The organism is Streptococcus sp. zg-86, assembly GCF_017639855.1.
GTDB lineage: Bacteria > Bacillota > Bacilli > Lactobacillales > Streptococcaceae > Streptococcus > Streptococcus zhangguiae.
In genome coordinates, this window is the sequence record NZ_CP072115.1 from 1 (window position 1) to 16,117 (window position 16,117).

At 36.1% G+C, this 16,117-nt stretch carries 14 protein-coding genes; all 14 read left to right on the forward strand.

The annotated features are described in order from the left end of the window. Window positions 1–101: 101 nt before the first annotated feature. The 14 genes from dnaA to ftsH all read left to right on the forward strand — a co-directional run bounded on the left by dnaA (window position 102) and on the right by ftsH (window position 15,904). Window positions 102–1,457: a chromosomal replication initiator protein DnaA gene (dnaA, locus tag J5M87_RS00005; protein WP_154607658.1), complete on the forward strand. Its 1,356-nt coding sequence runs from the start codon at window positions 102–104 to the stop codon at window positions 1,455–1,457. A 148-nt stretch (window positions 1,458–1,605) separates the two neighbouring features. Next, a complete protein-coding gene (dnaN, locus tag J5M87_RS00010; RefSeq protein ID WP_154607659.1) occupies window positions 1,606–2,742 on the forward strand; it encodes a DNA polymerase III subunit beta in 1,137 nt (378 codons plus the stop codon). Window positions 2,743–3,075: 333 nt separating this feature from the next. Further along, window positions 3,076–3,984 (forward strand): diacylglycerol/lipid kinase family protein, encoded by a 909-nt coding sequence (locus J5M87_RS00015; protein ID WP_154607660.1) that lies wholly within the window; start codon window positions 3,076–3,078, stop codon window positions 3,982–3,984. A gap of 2 nt (window positions 3,985–3,986) precedes the next feature. Then, the gene (locus J5M87_RS00020) at window positions 3,987–4,184 is read left to right on the forward strand and encodes a DUF951 domain-containing protein (RefSeq protein WP_154607661.1); all 198 of its coding nucleotides are present in this window, start codon (window positions 3,987–3,989) and stop codon (window positions 4,182–4,184) included. Between the two features lie 545 nt (window positions 4,185–4,729). Next, window positions 4,730–5,845, forward strand: a complete 1,116-nt coding sequence (gene ychF, locus J5M87_RS00030) for a redox-regulated ATPase YchF (RefSeq protein ID WP_154607662.1) — start codon at window positions 4,730–4,732, stop codon at window positions 5,843–5,845. Between the two features lie 86 nt (window positions 5,846–5,931). Beyond that, entirely contained in the window at window positions 5,932–6,501 is a 570-nt protein-coding gene (gene pth, locus J5M87_RS00035) for an aminoacyl-tRNA hydrolase (RefSeq protein WP_154607663.1), read from the forward strand. Window position 6,502: 1 nt separating this feature from the next. Then, a complete protein-coding gene (gene mfd, locus J5M87_RS00040; RefSeq protein ID WP_154607664.1) occupies window positions 6,503–9,997 on the forward strand; it encodes a transcription-repair coupling factor in 3,495 nt (1,164 codons plus the stop codon). 50 nt (window positions 9,998–10,047) lie between these two features. Continuing rightward, window positions 10,048–10,335, forward strand: a complete 288-nt coding sequence (locus J5M87_RS00045; RefSeq protein WP_154607665.1) for an RNA-binding S4 domain-containing protein — start codon at window positions 10,048–10,050, stop codon at window positions 10,333–10,335. After that, window positions 10,307–10,678 carry an FtsB family cell division protein gene (locus J5M87_RS00050; protein WP_154607666.1) on the forward strand — a complete coding sequence of 124 codons (372 nt, stop codon included), beginning with the start codon at window positions 10,307–10,309 and terminating at the stop codon, window positions 10,676–10,678. The genes J5M87_RS00045 and J5M87_RS00050 overlap by 29 nt, the downstream gene beginning before the upstream one ends. Further along, complete coding sequence (locus tag J5M87_RS09845; RefSeq protein WP_258232197.1) at window positions 10,675–10,791, forward strand: SP_0009 family protein; 117 nt, start codon at window positions 10,675–10,677, stop codon at window positions 10,789–10,791. The genes J5M87_RS00050 and J5M87_RS09845 overlap by 4 nt, the downstream gene beginning before the upstream one ends. 16 nt (window positions 10,792–10,807) lie before the next feature. Continuing rightward, window positions 10,808–12,088 carry a serine hydrolase gene (locus tag J5M87_RS00055; RefSeq protein WP_154607667.1) on the forward strand — a complete coding sequence of 427 codons (1,281 nt, stop codon included), beginning with the start codon at window positions 10,808–10,810 and terminating at the stop codon, window positions 12,086–12,088. Beyond that, the gene (gene tilS / locus J5M87_RS00060; protein WP_154607668.1) at window positions 12,088–13,356 is read left to right on the forward strand and encodes a tRNA lysidine(34) synthetase TilS; all 1,269 of its coding nucleotides are present in this window, start codon (window positions 12,088–12,090) and stop codon (window positions 13,354–13,356) included. Before J5M87_RS00055 ends, tilS begins: the two co-directional genes overlap by 1 nt. A 7-nt stretch (window positions 13,357–13,363) precedes the next feature. Continuing rightward, on the forward strand, window positions 13,364–13,906 hold the full coding sequence (gene hpt, locus J5M87_RS00065) for a hypoxanthine phosphoribosyltransferase (RefSeq protein WP_154607669.1): 543 nt from the start codon (window positions 13,364–13,366) through the stop codon (window positions 13,904–13,906). A 21-nt stretch (window positions 13,907–13,927) separates the two neighbouring features. Continuing rightward, a complete protein-coding gene (ftsH, locus tag J5M87_RS00070; RefSeq protein WP_154607670.1) occupies window positions 13,928–15,904 on the forward strand; it encodes an ATP-dependent zinc metalloprotease FtsH in 1,977 nt (658 codons plus the stop codon). The last annotated feature ends 213 nt before the right edge of the window (window positions 15,905–16,117 follow it).

Sequence of the window (16,117 nt, forward strand, 5' to 3'; positions counted from 1 at the left end):
AAGTAATATAAAGGTGTGGAAAAAATAGTTAACTTGTGGAAAACTTTCCCATTTTATGATACACTAATAAAACAAATCAAACAGAAAGAGAGGAGGAAACTATGAACAAACAGCAAGTATTTTGGAGTCGGGTATTGCAACTAGCTAAGAATAAGCTCAATCAAGGAGCATATGATTTTTACGTAGAAAATGCTCAATTACTCAGCATCTCCTCCAATCGAGCACAAATCTTCTTAGATAGTCCTTACAAACAACTTTTCTGGGATCAAAATCTAAAAGATATTCTTATCACTGCAGGATTTGAAATTTTTGATAGCCAGATTTCTATTGATTATCAATTTACTCATGATACTCCTGAAAGAGAAGTCGTTAGCGAACCAATAGAGCAGCTACAATCAGTCATGCAACAGAAGTCACAACAACCCCTTCATCCAGACATCAAACCGCAATATACCTTTGAAAATTTTGTCCAAGGAGACAATAATCAAATGGCTAAAGCAGGAGCTTTAGCGGTCGCTGATAATCCTGGAAGTTTATATAATCCTCTCTTTATCTATGGTGGCCCTGGTTTAGGAAAGACACACCTCTTGAATGCGATTGGGAATTGGATACTGGGAAATAATCCTCATGCTCGTATTAAATATGTTTCAACCGAGACCTTCATCAACGATTTTTTAGAACATCTTCGCTTGAACGATATGGAAAACTTTAAGAAAATTTATCGTAATTTAGATGTCCTACTAATTGATGATGTTCAATTTCTACGAAATAAGGCATCGACTCAGGAAGAATTCTTCCATACCTTTGAAGCACTTTATGGAAAAAACAAACAGATTGTCTTAACAAGTGACCGTAGTCCTGACTATTTAGATAATCTCGAGGAACGGCTTGTGACACGTTTTAAGTGGGGAACAACTTCTGATATTACACCGCCAGATTTGGAGACACGAATTGCCATTTTGCGTAATAAATGTGAAGATTATCCCTACGACTTTACAGACGATACCCTTTCTTATTTGGCTGGTCAATTTGATTCCAATGTCCGTGATTTAGAAGGCGCCTTAAAGGATGTTCATCTTTTAGCAAACCTCAAACAACTAACCGAAATTACTGTTGATGTTGCAGCAGAAGCCATTCGTGCTCGAAAACAGACAAGTCCTACTAATACTGTCATTGCGATTGAAACCATTCAACAAGAGGTTGGAAATTTTTATGGGATTAGCCTCAAGGAAATTAAGGGAGCCAAACGTGTCCAACATATCGTCCATGCTAGACAGGTTGCTATGTATCTCGCACGAGAAATGACCGATAATTCCTTACCAAAAATTGGCAAAGAATTTGGTAAACGAGATCATACAACGGTGATGCACGCGCATAATAAAATCAAAAATATGTTGATAGATGATAAAAATCTCGAAATTGAACTGACCACTATAAAAAACAAAATTCGTCACTGAGGATAACTGAAAGAAAACATCCACAGTTTTCCACAATCTATACACATATGATTTTCTTAGAAAACAGGCACTAGCCTCCTATTTTCCACAGAATACACAGAGCCTACTATTACTACTAACCTTATAATTTATAAATAAAGGAGAATCCATGATTCAATTTTCTATTAATAAAACTGTATTTTTACAAGCCTTAACCATTACAAAAAGAGCTATCAGTAGTAAAAATGCCATTCCTATTTTATCTACTGTAAAAATAGAAGTATCAGCAGAAGGAATTACCCTAACAGGTTCAAACGGACAGATTTCCATTGAAAACTTTATATCCATTCAAGATGAAAATGCTGGTTTATTAATTTCTTCCCCAGGATCAATCTTGCTAGAAGCGTCTTTCTTTATTAACGTAGTATCTAGTTTACCAGATATTGTCTTAGAAGTACGTGAAATCGAGCAGCAACAAGTTGTCTTAACAAGTGGGAAGTCAGAAATTACTCTAAAAGGAAAAGAAGCAGAACACTATCCTCGTTTGCAGGAAGTATCGACTGCTAAACCTCTTACTTTAAAAACAAGTGTTCTGAAAGAAACCATTAATGAAACAGCTTTTGCTGCTTCGACACAAGAAAGTCGCCCTATTTTAACAGGTGTTCACTTTGTTTTAACAGAAAATCATTCTCTCAAAACAGTAGCAACAGATTCTCATCGGATGAGTCAACGAAAATTGATTTTGGACAAAGCTGGGGATAACTTTAACGTTGTCATTCCAAGTCGCTCTTTACGTGAATTTGTGACTGTTTTTACAGATGATATTGAAACTGTAGAGGTGTTCTTCTCTAATAATCAAATGCTCTTTAGAAGTGAGCATATTAGTTTCTATACTCGTCTACTTGAAGGAACTTACCCAGATACTGATCGTTTAATTCCAACAGAATTCAATACAACAGCAATTTTTGATACAGCTAAATTACGTCAAGCAATGGAGCGGGCTCGTTTGCTATCAAATGCTACCCAAAATGGTACTGTAAAATTAGAAATCGTAGAAGGACAAGTATCAGCCCATGTTTATTCGCCAGAAGTTGGTCGAGTTAATGAAGAATTGGACACACTTGAAGTGACAGGGGAAGATTTGGTGATTAGCTTTAATCCGACCTATCTCATCGATGCTTTAAAAGCGGCTAATAGCGAACAAATTAAGATTAGCTTTATTTCTCCAGTTCGTCCATTTACGCTGGTACCAAATTCGAATGAGCTTGATTTTATCCAATTGATTACACCAGTACGGACCAATTAATGAAAAAGGGAGTGGGACAAGATGCACCCTCACCAACAAAACAACGCAAAACATCACAAATCTCTTACTAAGATACTATTTTTAGTAAGGGATTTTTTGTATAAAAAGTACAGCTTTTATCAAATTTCGTAAAAAGCAGAATGACATAGTATGTGATTGACAGGATAATCTAATCAACAGTTAGGGGAGTGACTAGTAATATCTAATATTACAAAAACAAGATAGTTACTAGTTTCCTTTACTTCCTCATATCTTGTAACAAAATGAAGAAAGTTGATATCGCTGGAATTATGACTTTTTTCCCAGTGCCTTTTATGTTATACTAGGGTAAAAATGAAAACGATTAGAGATATGATTGTATATATTTTAGCAAATCCTCATGCCGGAAATGGTCAGGCTTTTACAATCGTGAAAGACATTCGAAGAACTTATCCACAAGTGCGGATAGAAAGTTATGTTACAACGAGTAAAAATGATGAATATGCACAAGTAGAAGCGATTTTATCCGTTTTTCGGAAAGAACAGGACCGTTTCTTGATTTTAGGTGGAGATGGAACTTTATCGAAAGTGTTGTCTGTTTGGCCACAAGAGCTTCCTTTTGCCTACTTTCCTACTGGATCAGGAAATGATTTTGCGCGTGCTGTTGGCATTCGGTCGTGGCAGCAAGTGATGGAGACAATACTGACAACTCCACCTGTATCAGTTTGTGTGTTAAGTATGCCAGAAGGAGTGGTCATCAATAGTTTGGATATTGGCTATCCTGCCCGTGTTATTGCACATTCTGAAAAAACAGCCTTAAAAAAATGCTTTAATCGGCTAAAAATCGGAAAGTTGACCTATATTTTCTTTGGGGTTCTTGGTTTATTTAATTCTTCCCAATTGTCAGCTTGTATTGAAGTCAATCATCAAAAGATGGAATTGGAGCATCTCTTTTTTCTTTCTATTGCAAACAACACTTACTTTGGTGGTGGGATTATGATTTGGCCAGATGCTCATATTACAAAGCCACAAATGGATCTTGTCTATGTTTCAGCACCTTCGATTTTCCAGCGTATCAAGGCCTTGTTAGAATTGATTTTAAAACGTCACAAGACCTCTTCTGTGTTGCATCATGTCACAGCAGAAACTATCAAATTGACATTACCTCATGAAATAGTTACTCAGGTAGACGGAGAATTACAGACGATTCAACAGCTGACCATTAGCTGTCAAACACGTTATTATTATCTTGGAAAGGAATAAAGATGTACGAATTAGGAAGTATCGTTGAAATGAGAAAGCCACATGCTTGTGTCATCAAATCAACTGGTAAAAAAGCAAATGCCTGGGAAGTCATGCGCGTAGGAGCAGATATTAAAATTCGTTGCACCAACTGCGATCATCTCGTTATGATGAGTCGTCATGATTTTGAATACAAGATGAAGAAAGTCTTGCAACCGTAGAAAGTCTGATTTTAAGCAATTTTTGCAACATTTTGCAAGCTCTAGTGGACAAAAAATGTAAAAAAACATACTAAGATTAGTAGTGAGAAAATCTCCGACGGGAGAGAGTGCTCACTACTTTTTCTTTATGTTAAAGTAGAGGTGTCTTGTTAAGTCGTGGGGTCTTTTGACGCTAGACGTCGTAATAAAAACTGGCAAGACATCTGTTTTAGGGAGAATGTTATCAAAGTATGTGGGACGCTAAACGTCGAGTATTGAAAATGACATCACTAAAACAAGGGATCAAACAAGATAAAGAGGTAGTATCATGCGTACAGTATTTGGGATTGATGTGAGTAAAGCAAGTTCAGAAGTGGCAAAAGCGAAACTTGGATGCTCATTGGCATTCTAGTTGTATTTTTTTTTCGTAGTAGCATGGGTTCGCTATTTTTCAAACTAGTTTAAAAGTGTTGTGTGGTAGTTGAATTTCTCTTCATTTAGCAAGCTTTTTTCAAATTTTTCTGCTATAATAATCTTGATTGAAATTTTTGAATGGAGAATAAGAAATGGCTTTAACAGCAGGTATCGTTGGCTTGCCAAATGTTGGAAAATCAACCCTATTTAATGCGATTACAAAGGCAGGAGCAGAAGCAGCAAACTATCCCTTTGCGACCATTGATCCCAATGTCGGAATGGTAGAAGTACCAGATGAGCGCTTGCAGAAATTAACAGAACTGATTACTCCTAAAAAGACAGTCCCAACAACTTTTGAATTTACAGATATTGCAGGAATTGTAAAAGGGGCTTCTAAGGGGGAAGGTCTTGGAAATAAATTCTTGGCCAATATCCGTGAGGTAGATGCGATTGTCCATGTTGTTCGTGCATTTGATGATGAAAATGTCATGCGGGAACAAGGGCGTGAGTCTGCTTTTGTAGATCCAATGGCCGATATTGAAACAATCAATTTAGAATTGATCTTGGCAGATTTAGAGAGTGTCAACAAACGCTATGCGCGTGTGGAAAAAATGGCCCGTACGCAAAAAGATAAGGATTCAGTGGCAGAATTTACTGTTTTACAAAAAATCAAACCAGTTTTAGAAGATGGTAAATCTGCTCGAACCATTGATTTCACAGAAGAAGAGCAAAAGGTTGTGAAAGGCTTATTCCTTTTAACGACAAAACCAGTTCTTTATGTGGCAAATGTTAGCGAAGATGAAGTAGCAGATCCAGATAATATTGACTACGTGAAGCAAATTCGTGAGTTTGCAGCGACAGAAAATGCAGAAGTTGTCGTTATTTCGGCGCGTGCAGAAGAAGAAATTTCTGAACTTGATGAAGCAGATAAGGCTGAATTTTTAGAAGCAATGGGCTTAACGGAATCAGGTGTTGATAAATTAACACGAGCTGCCTATCATTTGCTAGGTCTAGGAACCTACTTTACAGCAGGCGAAAAGGAAGTGCGTGCTTGGACCTTTAAACGTGGCATTAAAGCACCACAAGCTGCTGGTATCATCCATTCAGACTTTGAAAAAGGCTTTATCCGTGCGGTAACCATGTCTTATGATGATTTGATGACCTATGGTAGTGAAAAAGCTGTTAAAGAAGCAGGACGTCTTCGTGAGGAAGGAAAAGAATACATTGTCCAAGATGGTGACATTATGGAATTCCGCTTTAATGTGTAACGAATACAGAATAGTGAAGAGGCTGGGATAATTTGTTCCCTCCTTCTTCTTTTTTCGCTTAAAATAGTATGTGAAGAGGAGAAATCATGACCAAATTAATTGTAGGCTTAGGAAATCCAGGAGATCGTTATGAGAATACCAAGCATAATGTTGGTTTTATGTTTATTGACCGGATTGCAAAGAAAGAAAATGTGACCTTTAGTCATGATAAGATTTTTCAGGCAGAGATTGCTTCAACCTTTATAAATGGTGAAAAAATCTATCTCGTTAAGCCGACGACCTTTATGAATGAATCTGGTAAGGCTGTTCATGCCTTGTTAGCCTATTATGGATTAGAAATAGAGGATTTATTGGTCATCTATGATGATTTAGACATGGCTGTTGGCAAAGTACGGTTTCGTCAAAAAGGCTCAGCAGGCGGGCATAATGGGATAAAAAGTATCATTAAGCACATTGGCAGTCAAGAATTTGATCGTATAAAAATTGGGATTGGAAGACCAAAGGCTGGCATGACAGTGGTTCATCATGTCCTGTCTTCATTTGACACAGATGACCGAATTCAGATTGACTTAAGCTTAGAAAAACTGGATACCTTTGTAAACTTTTATTTACAAGAAAACGATGCAGAAAAGATAATGAGAAGGTATAACAATTAAGATGAATATCATTGAATTAGTCAATCGCAATAGGCAAATTGACAAGTGGCAAGCAGGTTTATATCAATCAAAGCGTCAGCTCATCATGGGACTTTCAGGAACGATGAAGGCCCTCGTCATGGCATCAGTATTTGATGTAATGGATGAAAAATGTTTGATTGTAACACCAACTCAGAATGAAGCTGAGAAACTAACTCAAGAATTAATAAATATCTTGGGAAGTGATTTTGTTTACAACTTCTTTACAGATGACAATCCTGTAGCTGAATTTGTTTTTGCCTCTAATGACCGCACAAAGGCTCGATTAGACAGTCTGAACTTTCTTCTAGATAGAAAGAAATCAGGGATTATTGTAGCTAGTATGGCTGCCTGCCGTATTCTATTGCCTAATCCTTTGTCTTATCAACAAGCTAGGATTCAATTAGCAATAGGAGAAGAATGTGAAGTTGACAAACTTGTAAAGAAATTACAAGAAATCGGCTATAAAAAAGTTTCTCGTGTCTTATCCCAAGGTGAATTTAGTCAACGTGGAGACATTCTTGATATTTTTGAAATGGGTCAAGAACATCCCTATCGTTTGGAATTTTTTGGTGATGAGATTGACGGTATGCGTCAGTTTGATACTGAGAGTCAATTGTCAATTGAAACAATTGAAGAATTGTTTATCACACCAGCTTCTGATATGATTTTTTCTTCAGAAGATTTTTTGCGTGCTGAAAAAAAATTGACAGATAGTTTACAGAAACTACAGCAACAAGAACAGATTTCTTATATAGAGGAGGTCTTGGCAGATGTCAGACAGACCTACCGTCATCCAGATAGTCGGAAATTTCTATCTTATTTCTATGAAAAAGAATGGACTTTACTCGATTATCTTCCTAGACACACACCAGTATTTTTTGATGATTTTCATAAAATAGCTGATCGACATGCTCAATTTGATGTAGAAGTTGCAGAACTATTGACACAAGATTTACAAAATAACAAGTCTCTGTCAACGTTACATTATTTTGGATCTACCTACTCATCTTTTAGAAAATACAAACCTGCAACCTACTTTTCTGTCTTTCAAAAAGGATTAGGCAATCTCACATTTGATGCAATTTATCAATTTAATCAACATTCCATGCAGGAGTTCTTCAATCAAATTCCGTTATTGCAAGACGAATTGAGACACTATGCTAAGTCTTCACATACGGTTATTCTTCAAACAGAGTCATATTCTTCTTTACAACGTTTACAAAAAACATTACAGGAATATGAGATTGAATTGCCTTTTGTTGAGCCTAATGCTATAAAAATAGGTCAGCAGCAAATTACCATTGGTCAGTTATCAACGGGCTTTCATTTCTTAGATGAGAAGATTGCCTTGATTACTGAGCATGAAATTTTTCATAAAAAGATTAAACGAAAAGCCCGTCGGAATACGATTTCAAATGCCGAACGATTAAAGGATTATAGTGAATTGTCTGTAGGCGATTATGTAGTCCACTCTGTTCACGGTGTTGGGCAATACCTTGGAATTGAAACAATTGAAATATCGGGAATTCATCGCGATTATTTGAGTATTCAATACCAGAACAATGATCGTATTTCCCTACCAGTTGAACAAATTGATGTATTGTCCAAGTATCTTGCTTCAGATGGTAAAACACCCAAACTCAATAAATTAAATGATGGTCGTTTCCAACGAACCAAGCAGAAGGTAGTAAAACAGGTTGAAGATATTGCGGATGATTTGATTCGTCTTTATGCAGAGCGTAGTCAATTAAAAGGCTTTGCTTTCTCACCTGATGATGAAAATCAAGTCGAGTTTGACCAGCATTTCACTTATGTTGAAACAGAAGACCAACTTCGTTCCATACAAGAAATCAAAAAAGATATGGAAAAATCATCTCCAATGGATCGTCTATTGGTAGGAGATGTTGGTTTTGGTAAAACAGAAGTTGCCATGCGTGCTGCCTTTAAAGCAGTCAATGATGGTAAACAAGTTGCTATTTTAGTTCCGACAACAGTTTTAGCTCAGCAACATTTTGCGAATTTCCAAAGTCGTTTTGCAGAGTTTCCCGTTAATATTGATGTGATGAGCCGTTTTAAGACCAAGGCTGAGCAAGAAGCGACACTTGAAAAACTCAAAAAAGGTCAAGTAGATATTTTGATTGGAACCCACCGCTTATTGTCAAAAGATGTTGAATTTGCTGATTTGGGGCTTTTAGTCATTGATGAAGAGCAGCGTTTTGGAGTAAAGCATAAAGAACGCTTGAAAGAATTGAAAAGTAAAATTGATGTTCTGACATTAACAGCAACGCCTATTCCAAGAACATTGCAGATGTCTATGTTGGGAATTCGCGATTTATCTGTTATTGAAACACCACCGACAAATCGCTATCCTGTTCAAACTTATGTTTTAGAAACAAATCCAACGATTATTCGCGATGCTATTTTACGAGAGATGGATAGAGGTGGACAAGTTTACTATCTTTACAATAAAGTTGACACTATTGAACAAAAAGTGTCTGAATTGAGAGATTTGGTACCAGAAGCAACAATTGGTTTTGTTCATGGGCAAATGTCAGAGATTCAACTGGAAAATACGCTCCTATCCTTTATTGAAGGGGAATATGATGTGTTAGTGACAACCACTATTATTGAAACAGGGGTTGATATTCCAAATGCCAATACCCTATTTATTGAAAATGCAGATCACATGGGACTGTCAACCTTGTATCAATTAAGAGGACGTGTTGGTCGTTCAAATCGTATTGCCTATGCCTATTTAATGTATCGTCCAGATAAAAATTTGACAGAAGTTGCAGAAAAGAGATTGGAAGCCATAAAAGGATTTACCGAGTTAGGGTCTGGTTTTAAAATTGCCATGCAAGATTTATCTATTCGAGGTGCTGGCAATATCTTAGGAGCTGCGCAAAGTGGTTTTATTGATTCAGTTGGATATGAACTCTATTCTCAATTGTTAGAAAATGCTATTTTGGAAAAGCAAGGAAAACAAGCTAGACGGGAAAAAAGTAATACGGAACTTAATTTATCGATTGATGCTTATTTGCCAAGCGAGTATATTACAGACCAACGTCAAAAAATTGAAATTTATAAGCGCATTAAGCAACTTGAAAATCGTGTGGATTATGAAGAATTACAGGATGAATTGATTGATCGATTCGGAGAATATCCAGATGTAGTTGCCTATCTTTTGGAAATTGGCTTATTAAAATCTTATTTCGATCAACTATTTGCTCAAAAAGTGGAAAGAAAACAAGAGCAAATTATCGTAACATTTGAAGAAATATCGGGTCAAATTTTCCTAATGCAAGATTATTTTGAGGCACTTTCTGCGACCAAGTTAAAAGCTCGTATTTCTGAAAATATGGGCCGTGTAGAATTAGTCTTTTTATCAGATAAGAAGAAAGATTATCAAATTATCGAGGAGCTCGTGCATTTTGCTGAAAAAATGCTAGAAATTAAGGCTCGAAAAAACTCCTAAAGTGTTAAAAGTAATTAAAAAGTGATACAATAAAGAAATGAGGTGAAAAAATGAGGTTAGATAAGTATTTAAAAGTTTCCCGTATCATCAAACGCCGTACAGTGGCAAAAGAAGTAGCGGATAAGGGAAGAATAAAGGTCAATGGCATTTTGGCTAAATCATCGACAGACTTAAAAGAAAATGACCAAATTGACATTCGTTTTGGAAATAAATTGCTGGTTGTCAAGGTGCTTGAAATGAAAGATAGCACCAAGAAAGAAGATGCACTGAAGATGTATGAAATCATCAGCGAAACAAGGATTGAGGCAGATGAAAAAATCGAATATTCTCCAAATTAATAATCACTATATTCAGGAAGAATTGCAAAAAAGTCAACGTTATCGGCAAGAAAAAAAGCAAAAGAATCGATTTATGGGGTCTATTCTGATTTTGGTTGTTTTTCTCTTTGTTTTACCGACTTATAATTTAGTTGCTAGCTATCAAACCCTTCAAAAACGTGAAGCACAGTTGATTGAATTAGAAGACCGATACAAGGAATTAGCCAGACAGCAAAAAATGGAATCTTCATTGGTAAAAAAATTAGAAGATGAGGAATATGTTGCAAAATATATTCGAGCAAAAATTCAATATTCAAAGGACGGGGAATTTATCTATAATATTCCAGGATTATTACCACGATGACAGAAACGATTGTAGACATTGTTGAAAAATTCTTGGCCTATTCTGATGAAAAATTAGAAGAATTAGCTGAGAAAAATCAAACCTTAAAAATAGAAAAGAACGAAACAAAATAATAGGAAAGGAGGGAACATGAAAAAACAGTTATTATGGCTCATTAGTCCAATCTTATTTGCAGCTACATCAGTTGGAAGTACCGAAATTCCATTTGAATTATCGAATCAAATGAACTATCAGTTGAATTATAAAGAGTATAGTAGCGATTTTCAAACTGTTCCAACCAATCCAAATGTATATGAAGAAGTTGACAGCTACCTTGACAAAGAGTTGACAGTTCCTTTCAAAAAAATTAAGCCAAACCAATCTTTTTCAATTACAAGTGTTGAGGTTAATGATCAAAATCAATTGGTCTTTCAATTAAAAGATAAGAGTTATGTGGTTGCTGATCAGACAAGTATATATGATGATATTGTCTTACATCGTACGGTTCTTTCAGAAAAAGTCTGGACTAAGAAAAATTTTACTGTTTATTCCAGTCCTATTGCTAACCAAGCTAAAAAACTAACTCTTGATTTAAAACCTTATCAAGAAGTAACTGTGTCAGAAATTGCTGAAACTCATTTGGGATTCTTTGCCAAGATTAATTCTAAAGGCTGGGTTAACATCAATGATTTATCCGAAACAGATAATCGTATCGAGGCTGTTCAGGATTTGTTGACAACCAAATATTCTTCTAAAAATATAGCTGTCTATGTCAAGAAGTTGTCAACAGGAGAAACAGCAGGTGTCAATCAGGATACAATGATGTATGCTGCAAGTGTAACAAAACTTCCTACTCTTTACTATACTCAAGTAAAACTAGATGAAGAAAAAATAAAATTGACAGATACTGTAAAGTATGTCAAGGAGACAGAAGATTTTGATGGTGCATATGAGTCTGAAGGAAGTGGCTCAATCAATAAAACACCAGATAATCAGCAGTATCGAATGGATGATTTGATTAATCGAACTGCAAAAGAATCAGATAATGTAGCGAGTAACTTACTAGGTTATTATGTAGCAGATAAATTTGACAAACGCTTTTATCAAGAAGCAACTAGAATTGTTGGTCAAAAATGGGATATGGTATCACGAATGGCTTCGGCTGAAATGGCAGGACTAATGATGGAGGCTATTTACCGTCAGAATGGTTATGTACTTGAAAGTTTGTCTGCTACTAATTTTGATGACCAACGGATTGCACGTGATATAGATGTTAAGGTTGCCCATAAAATTGGTGATGCCTATGATTTTAAACATGATGTAGCTGTTGTCTATGCAAAAGAGCCTTTTATTCTGTCTATTTTTACGGATCAATTAGGTTATGATATTATTTCACAGATTGCAAATGATGTATATGGAATTTTAAAATAATGGAAGAAAAATTTTTAAAAGTGACGCAAGAAGGTCACTTTTTTGATAAACATGAGTCTGTTCTCATTGCTGTTTCAGGCGGAAATGATTCGATGAATCTCGCTCATATTCTTTATAAATACCAGGCATTTCTTGGCATACGAATTGGAATTGCTCATGTCAATCATCAGCAGCGATCCGAATCCATTGCAGAAGAAGTTTTTGTAAAAAATTGGGCAGAGAAGAGAGGACTTCCTTTTCATGTTTCTTATTTTGAGGGAAAATTTTCTGAAGAAGCAGCTCGTAAAATGCGATATGAGTTTTTTGCCACTATCATGAGAGATTATCAGTATACAGCTTTGGTAACAGCTCATCATGCCGGTGACCAAGCAGAAACGATTTTTATGCGCTTGATTCGAGGTAGTCGTTTTATGCATATGTCTGGGATAAAATCGGTTCAACCATTTGCGACAGGAGAATTGATTCGTCCCTTGCTATCTTTCAAGAAAGAAGAATTGTTGGAAGTGGAACATATGGAAGATAGGAGTAACAGTTCTCCTATTTATCTACGAAATCGCGTCCGTAATGATTATATTCCGATGTTGGAAAAAGAAAACCCTCAGTTTACCCATACCCTACTCAATCTTGGAAGAGAAGCAGAAATACTCTATCAAGCTGTTATAGAATTAACTCGTCCTATCGACATTACCGATGTGACAGTATTTCAAGCACAATCGCAAGCTGTTCGCTATATCTTACTGCAACAGTATGTGGAACAATTTCCAGAACTCCAGTTGACACGCAATCAATTTGAACAACTATTGACAATTCTTGAAACCAAGGCGAACTATCATCATCATCTAAAAGGAGATTATTACTTGGTAAAGGATTATCAGCATTTTGCTATTACAAAAATACAACCTAAGACGGATAGGCAAGCAGAACAATACGTGATAGAATCAGAAGGTGTTTTTCAATATGGATCGTTCATTTTTTCATTGAATAAACCGTTAGAGCAAGCTACACAGATTCTATATCTTCAAGCGAATAAGCCTGTTATTTTGCGAGGGAGAAGAGCAGGAGATAGAATTTTACTTAACTCCCTTCATAAGAAAATTCGTCGCTACTTTATTGATGAAAAAGTACCAAAAAAAGTACGAGATGAAGCTGTTTTGATTGAACAAGATGGAAAAATCTATGGAATTGCCAATATGGCTATCAGTGATTTGAGTAAATCATTAAAAAATGATATAATCAAAGCTACATTATATATAAAAATGAAAGAGTGAATGGAATATGTTGGAAAAAGATATCAAAAAGATCCTTATTTCAGAAGAAGAAATTGTTGCTAAAAGCAAGGAATTGGGAAAGATTTTAACAGAAGAATATGCTGGAAAAAATCCTTTATTGGTTGGTATTTTAAAAGGTTCTATTCCTTTTATGGCAGAACTTGTGAAACATATTGACACTCATATTGAAATGGACTTCATGGTTGTATCTAGTTATCATGGAGGTACTGAGAGCAGTGGTACTGTCAAAATCATTAAGGATTTAGATACAAATGTTGCAGGTCGTGATGTTTTGTTCATTGAAGATATTATTGATACAGGACGCACACTGAAAGAATTGAAGGAATTGTTTGCTTTGCGCCAAGCAGCTTCTATTAAAATTGTGACATTACTTGATAAACCAGAAGGTCGCGTAGTTGAAATTGAACCAGACTATACTTGCTTTACAATCCCAAATGAATTTGTTGTAGGATTCGGTCTAGATTATGATGAAAACTACCGCAATATTCCTTATGTAGGAGTCTTAAAAGAGGAAGTTTACTCAAAATAGAAAAAGGTTACTATAGTATTTATGAAAAATAAACACAATAAAGGATTAATCCGAAATCCTTTTCTCATTATATTATTAATTGCTACCATTCTGACAGGTTACCAGTTTTTAAAAGCTGGTAACCAAATTTCATCCCATGAAATCAGCTATTCACAAGTTGTAAAAGAGTTAAAAGAGGGAAATGTTACAGATATTACGTATCAGCCAAATGGTAGCATAGTAGAAGTATCTGGAACCTATAAGAATGCGAGAGTTAGTGAGAGCAAAGCGGCAGAGTCTATTAAACTATTCCAGATTTCTGACAAGGTAAGTTATAGTAAGTTTACTTCTACTATATTAGCAGCTGATTCTACATTGGCTGATTTACAATCCCTAGCTAGCGACCATGATGTAAAAGTGACCGTTAAACCAGAAAGCTCCAATAGCCTATGGTTAAATATTTTAATCAATATTTTCCCACTTATTATTTTCGGTGTCTTTTTCGTCATGATGATGAATCAAGGTGGCGGTGGCGCTCGTGGCGCCATGAACTTTGGTCGGAATAAAGCGAAGGCATTGGAAAAAAGTAATGTTAAAGTGCGTTTTTCAGATGTAGCTGGAGCAGAGGAAGAAAAGCAAGAATTAGTAGAAGTTGTTGAGTTTTTAAAAGATCCAAAACGCTTTACAAAATTAGGTGCACGGATTCCTGCAGGTGTCCTACTTGAGGGACCTCCAGGAACTGGTAAAACATTACTTGCAAAAGCTGTTGCTGGAGAAGCAGGTGTCCCGTTCTTTAGTATTTCTGGCTCTGACTTTGTAGAAATGTTTGTCGGAGTGGGTGCTAGCCGTGTTCGTTCTCTCTTTGAAGATGCTAAAAAAGCAGCACCAGCTATTATTTTTATTGATGAAATTGATGCTGTTGGCCGCCAACGTGGAGTTGGTATGGGTGGTGGAAACGATGAACGTGAACAGACTCTTAACCAATTGTTGATTGAAATGGATGGATTTGCTGGTAACGAAGGTATCATTGTTATTGCGGCAACTAACCGTAGTGATGTATTAGATCCAGCCCTTCTTCGACCTGGACGTTTTGACCGCAAAGTATTAGTTGGAAGGCCAGATGTCAAAGGTCGTGAAGCTATTTTGAAAGTCCATGCCAAAAATAAACCATTGGCGGATGATGTTGACTTGAAATTAGTAGCACAACAAACACCAGGTTTTGTAGGGGCTGATTTAGAAAATGTATTAAATGAGGCAGCTCTCGTTGCAGCACGTCAAAACAAATCTGTTATTGATGCGTCTGATATCGATGAAGCAGAAGATCGTGTCATTGCAGGACCATCTAAGAAAGACCGTCAGATTTCAAAACGTGAGCGTGAGATGGTTGCATATCATGAAGCTGGACACACCATTGTTGGACTTGTTCTTTCAAATGCGCGTGAGGTACATAAGGTAACTATTGTTCCTCGTGGACGTGCTGGTGGTTATATGATAGCCTTGCCAAAAGAGGACCAAATGCTGTTATCTAAAGAAGATATGAAAGAGCAGTTGGCAGGTCTTATGGGTGGTCGTGTAGCAGAAGAAATTATATTTAATGCTCAGACAACAGGGGCTTCAAATGATTTTGAGCAAGCAACTCAAATGGCTCGTGCCATGGTAGCAGAATATGGAATGAGTGACAAGATGGGACCAATGCAGTATGAAGGAAATCATGCTATGTTTGGTGGTTATACTACACCGAAACATATCTCTGAACAAACAGCTTATGAATTAGATAATGAAGTTCGTACATTATTAAATGAAGCGCGTGATAAAGCAGCTGAAATCATTCAAGCAAATAGAGAAACTCATAAATTGATTGCGGAAGCTTTACTGAAATATGAAACATTGGATAGTGTCCAAATTAAATCGCTTTATGAAACTGGCCAAATGCCTACCGATTCAGAGCACCAAGAAAATGAAGATGTTCGTCCACTTTCATATGATGAAATCAAAGAAAAAATGCAAGATACGAAATAAAATTTAAAAAAGATTGGAGAGGAAGTCTATGTTGTATAGAATTTTTCTTCAGTCTTTCTTTTTATCCCCTTGACAATCAGGTATAGAATATAGTATATTAGATTAGCTGAAAAAACAGCGATAGGTATATAGTGTCCCTCTTGCCGAAAAGAAAAAATTGAAAAAAGATAAAAAAGTTTCAAAAAGGTGTTGACAAGAGGAACAAGAAGTGAT

Coding starts and splice junctions, on each gene's coding strand:
- dnaA (WP_154607658.1), top strand. CDS start 102: ATGAACAAACAGCAAGTATTTTGGAGTCGGGTATTGCAACTAGCTAAG.
- dnaN (WP_154607659.1), top strand. CDS start 1,606: ATGATTCAATTTTCTATTAATAAAACTGTATTTTTACAAGCCTTAACC.
- J5M87_RS00015 (WP_154607660.1), top strand. CDS start 3,076: ATGAAAACGATTAGAGATATGATTGTATATATTTTAGCAAATCCTCAT.
- J5M87_RS00020 (WP_154607661.1), top strand. CDS start 3,987: ATGTACGAATTAGGAAGTATCGTTGAAATGAGAAAGCCACATGCTTGT.
- ychF (WP_154607662.1), top strand. CDS start 4,730: ATGGCTTTAACAGCAGGTATCGTTGGCTTGCCAAATGTTGGAAAATCA.
- pth (WP_154607663.1), top strand. CDS start 5,932: ATGACCAAATTAATTGTAGGCTTAGGAAATCCAGGAGATCGTTATGAG.
- mfd (WP_154607664.1), top strand. CDS start 6,503: ATGAATATCATTGAATTAGTCAATCGCAATAGGCAAATTGACAAGTGG.
- J5M87_RS00045 (WP_154607665.1), top strand. CDS start 10,048: ATGAGGTTAGATAAGTATTTAAAAGTTTCCCGTATCATCAAACGCCGT.
- J5M87_RS00050 (WP_154607666.1), top strand. CDS start 10,307: ATGAAAAAATCGAATATTCTCCAAATTAATAATCACTATATTCAGGAA.
- J5M87_RS09845 (WP_258232197.1), top strand. CDS start 10,675: ATGACAGAAACGATTGTAGACATTGTTGAAAAATTCTTGGCCTATTCT.
- J5M87_RS00055 (WP_154607667.1), top strand. CDS start 10,808: ATGAAAAAACAGTTATTATGGCTCATTAGTCCAATCTTATTTGCAGCT.
- tilS (WP_154607668.1), top strand. CDS start 12,088: ATGGAAGAAAAATTTTTAAAAGTGACGCAAGAAGGTCACTTTTTTGAT.
- hpt (WP_154607669.1), top strand. CDS start 13,364: ATGTTGGAAAAAGATATCAAAAAGATCCTTATTTCAGAAGAAGAAATT.
- ftsH (WP_154607670.1), top strand. CDS start 13,928: ATGAAAAATAAACACAATAAAGGATTAATCCGAAATCCTTTTCTCATT.